Here is a 4,272-nt window from a genome sequence, read left to right as displayed (position 1 = left end):
CATTTCGCAGCAGCCGCCTGATCGGCGCAGAGCGACAGCCTACCTCTGACTGCCGCCAATCTTTGCAACAGAGCCGTGTCACCGCCATCAGGTTCGTCGAATAGTGCGTTCGGCATCTCTGCCAAGAGGCACCCGGCAAGGTCGCACCGATCGCCGCCACCAGCCCGGCATGCGCATCGGAGGTCACCAGCTGCACCCCGGTCAGGCCGCGGGCCACCAATCCGCGGAAGAACGTCAGCCAGCCGGCCCCGTCCTCGGACGAGGTCACGTCCACGCCCAGGATCTCGCGGTACCCGTCGGCGTTGACCCCGACCGCCACCAGAGTGTGGACATTGACCACGCGGCCGTTTTCCCGGACCTTGAGCACGAGCGCGTCGGCGGCGACGAACGTGTACGGGCCTTGCTCCAGGGGCCGGTTCCGGAAGGCCTCGACCTGTTCGTCGAGGTCCTTCGCCATGACGCTGACCTGCGATTTCGACAGGGACGTGATGCCCAACGTGTCGACGAGTTTTTCCATCCGTCGGGTGGAGACGCCCAGCAGATAGCAGGTCGCGACCACGGACGTGAGGGCCCGTTCGGCTCGCTTCCGGCGTTGCAGCAACCAATCGGGAAAGTAGGAACCCTGCCGCAGTTTGGGAATCGCCACGTCCACAGTGCCGATGCGGGTGTCGAAGTCGCGGTGCCGGTAGCCGTTGCGATTGTTGACTCGGTCGCCGGAGCGCTGGCCGTAGCCGGCCCCGCACAGTGCGTCGGCTTCGGCACTCATCAGGGCGTGGATGAATGTCGAGAGTAGTTCGCGCAGCAGGTCGGGGCTGGCGCCGGTGAGTCGGTCTTCAAGGAGCTGGTGCAGGTCGATATCGTGGGCAGTGGTCATCGCGTGCTCTTTCGTCGAGTCGAGTTGGTAGCTCTCTCGAAGAATCACGCGGTGACCGTCTTTCGTCCGGTTGCGACACGCCGGTCAGCTCATTGGGCTCCGGCTTCTACACCACTCTGATGGACGCAACCCCGGGGGACGACTGTCCCACCTTGGGACAATCTGAGTTCACAAAACAGTCGTCGGCGGGTCACTTCGACAGGGACAGTGATGATGTGGGCCTCCGCCGGCGATGGGGTGATCCCCAGCCCCAGCACGTTGCCGACAGTCATCTCATCGTCTTTTCGCCATGTCACGGCCGTCGATCAACCGCATGATCTCGTTCGTTCCCTCGAGGATCTGATGCACACGGAGATCCCGCACGATCTTCTCCACGCCGTACTCGGCGAGGTATCCGTAGCCACCGTGGAGTTGCAGGGCGTTCGCGACGTCGAATCCGGTGTCCGTGGCGAAACGCTTCGCCATTGCATACAACTGCACGACATCCGGCGAAGGCGGCGGCGCGAAACGGCATGACACAGAGTCGCATTCGACCGTGACGTCCGCGTCGAAGTCTGGGGCACGTCCCCCACGCCGGAAAAAAATGAATCCTGCATCGGGTTGGTGCAGTTGTGCACCACTGCTCGGCAGTTGTACCGGCCAGTGGCGCACTCGAGGAAGGACTGGTGTCGTTGCGATGCGATGGCGACCACGACACGCCTGACCAGCGGTTCAACTTCGTCGATCACCACGTCGCATGGAGGCGTCGGGCATTCGTCCGTCACGCGAGATCACCGCGGGTGCGACCGCGACATTCGGTGCTCGGCACTGCTTCGATCGGTGGGTGTGCAGCGGTGGGGCACCTCATCCGCGTGGTCCGCCTCTCACGAATGACCTCCGAGTTCGAGACCGTCATCACCGACACTGAGCGCCGGTTGAACTACCACGACACCAATGCCCGCTTCGCGCACATCGGGGGGCAGCCCGGTGAGGGGCAAGCCGTATCCGGCGGAGATCCACTCGCGACGTGGGCGGCCATCGAGGCGGTCGCAGCGCACCTGAGTCTGCACCCGAACACCGCTCGCTGGTGGTACCGACAGGCCAGGGCGTCACCGACGAGCGTCCGCTGCTGCCCAGTGAACAGAACGGCGAGATCGCCCGTCTATGAATCGAGCTCGCCGAAGCCCAACGCCTCATCGCCGAGCTCGTCGGCGCCGCGCAGTCCCACCCGAGAGAAGGAGTCATCGCCTGAGCACAGGCAAAGGCGCCAAGAGCCCCAACGCCGGCATCGACCCGATGTTGGCGATATTCTTCGATCCCATGGGCCAACGCTCGGTCACCGCGGCGAGTGCTGGAGCAACTGCCGTTGCCGATCGTCTACACCTGGGCCACGACCCCGGAGAACGGAGCCAGTGCGGCTGCTCCGGGCGCACGCGTTCGGGTGGTGGGCGGAGTCGATGATCGCCCAGTACAACGCCCCTGACAAGTAACGAGGGGGAGTGTCCGCCACCGCGGCGAACATGCTCGGCGCCCTCGCCTACGCCGAGATCCAGCCGTGGATCAGCCGGGGGAGCGGGACACGCGGTCGGAATTCGACCCGACCGCGTTCACCGCGAGGACGCGCCGACCCTGCACTGCCTGTCGATGGAGGACGCCGCCGGCGAGTGCGGCGCCCTGGTACCGCGTTGACCGTCGCGGTGGCCGACGCACTGGTCGACCGAGGCCACCGCCACCCGCGCGCAGGGGACGTCGCCGGCGGGGCGACTCCGAGTGCCGGCGACGTACGCGCTCGGGGTGCAGCAGTCCCCCCTCCCTGAACTCAGCGTGCCGTGAACCCGCCGTCAATTACGAGTTCGCTACCAGTTACCCAACGTGCTTCATCGGACGCGAGGTAGACTGCGCCCCAAGCGATGTCGCTTGGATCGCCAGTACCGAGCGGATGTAGTGCTTCAATCGCCGGGCGCGCCTCCGCCGGATCGGCGCCGGTCGACTCAACGAACCGATCGACCATTTTTGTGAAGATAAACCCAGGATGAATAGAGTTCACTCGTATACGATCCGGTGCGTAATAGAGGGCATCGTTCTTGCTCATCAATCGAACAGCCCCCTTCGACGCGTGATAAGGAGGGATATCACCACCGCCGACTAATCCGTATACCGATGAGATGTTGATGATGCTGCCCGCGCCCGCCTTCCGAATATGCGGGATCGCATGCTTTGTACAGAGGAATACGCCTGTGGCATTTACTGCCATGACCCGTTCCCACTCGGAAAGATCCAACTCGTCGGTCGGCTTGTTCGCACCCTCGATTCCTGCATTATTCACGAGAGTGTCAATGTGCCCGTGCTTATCAATAACCTTTGCGATGGCCCGCTCGACACTTGTTTCGTCGGCGACGTCACAGGCAACCGCAATCGCGGAGGAGCCGATCTGGTCCGCGATCGCTGAGACACGTTCCTCGTCGCGGTCGAGCAATGCAACGACAGCGCCTTCCTCCGAGAATCGCTCGGATATCGCCGCCCCGAGACCTCCTGCAGCACCCGTGATAACAGCTGATCTTCCTTGCAATCGCACGTTTCATTCCTCTCGTTGATAAATCATTCCGGGTCCTGGCCGTCTTCCCGAAAATTAATCCTTCACCCAGGAAGGACGCCTAGCAAGCACTTGCCGCAATGGCTATAACCAGTTCTCGAATTTCCGTCTTGCCAGGTCGATTATCAGCCGATAGCACGGCCCAGGCTGTCCCAAATTGGGACAGACTCATTTTTGCGTCCCGACAATGAACATCTCCAGGCTCGCCAGGAGGCTGGTGAATCACCATCGCGTCTCACGCACTGTCACCTGGAGATAGACCGCATATGCTGGAAGGTTTCCTTGCGACGTTCGAGCAATGGTTCGCGTCCACTTCTGGAAGGCGAAGTCGGCACATCGGAACTACTCGACTCCCTCTCGACTTTCGATCGCTGGAGGTACGTGTACACGAATGTGTTGGGCGGCCAGCGGTCTGGATCGTGTGGAGCCCGCCGATGGTTCGGATACTCGACAGAACCACTCCTGAACTGGGGGAACGCTGAGATGGGGTGTCCTACCGACACGAGACGTGGAAACCGACATCGAATCGTGGAACCTACCTACATGAGACTCTGCAAGAAAATGTCAGTAGGTTCTCGTCACGAAGAATGTCAGGAACGTCGACAGCGTCCTCGGTCACACTGCCCAGGTCAGCGCCCGTACTCGGCTGTTGTGTCCACTGACATTCTGGTGACAAGAACCACTGACATGCACTGACGAATCCCCAGGTCGCACCACTGAAATTCTCGTGCAGAGTCTCAGTTTGTCCATGAGACTTCCCAGTGGGATGTCAGTAGCGATTCCCGTTTCGATGTCAGTGCCTCCTACTTCGTGATCGAATACGTGT

At 61.9% G+C, this 4,272-nt stretch carries 3 protein-coding genes and 1 pseudogene; 1 reads left to right on the top strand and 3 read right to left on the bottom strand.

The window, feature by feature from the left end:
* Positions 1 to 874 (bottom strand): IS256 family transposase (locus tag NVV99_RS26000; protein ID WP_260783260.1); only part of this gene is annotated, 874 nt, incomplete at its 3' end.
* Positions 875 to 1,147: 273 nt separating this feature from the next.
* Positions 1,148 to 1,366 (bottom strand): annotated as a pseudogene (locus NVV99_RS25995) (acyl-CoA dehydrogenase family protein); the annotation flags it as partial.
* Between the two features lie 514 nt (positions 1,367 to 1,880).
* On the opposite strand from NVV99_RS25995, the gene NVV99_RS25990 reads away from it, so the two are divergent.
* Entirely contained in the window at positions 1,881 to 2,021 is a 141-nt protein-coding gene (locus NVV99_RS25990; RefSeq protein WP_260783259.1) for a hypothetical protein, read from the top strand.
* Between the two features lie 651 nt (positions 2,022 to 2,672).
* Here NVV99_RS25990 and NVV99_RS25985 read toward each other — a convergent pair.
* A complete protein-coding gene (locus NVV99_RS25985; RefSeq protein WP_260783258.1) occupies positions 2,673 to 3,428 on the bottom strand; it encodes an SDR family NAD(P)-dependent oxidoreductase in 756 nt (251 codons plus the stop codon).
* Positions 3,429 to 4,272 lie beyond the last annotated feature (844 nt).

It is taken from the genome of Rhodococcus sp. PAE-6 (assembly GCF_025290685.1).
GTDB classification, from domain to species: domain Bacteria; phylum Actinomycetota; class Actinomycetes; order Mycobacteriales; family Mycobacteriaceae; genus Rhodococcus; species Rhodococcus pyridinivorans.
This window is presented reverse-complemented; position numbering and strand designations above follow the sequence as displayed.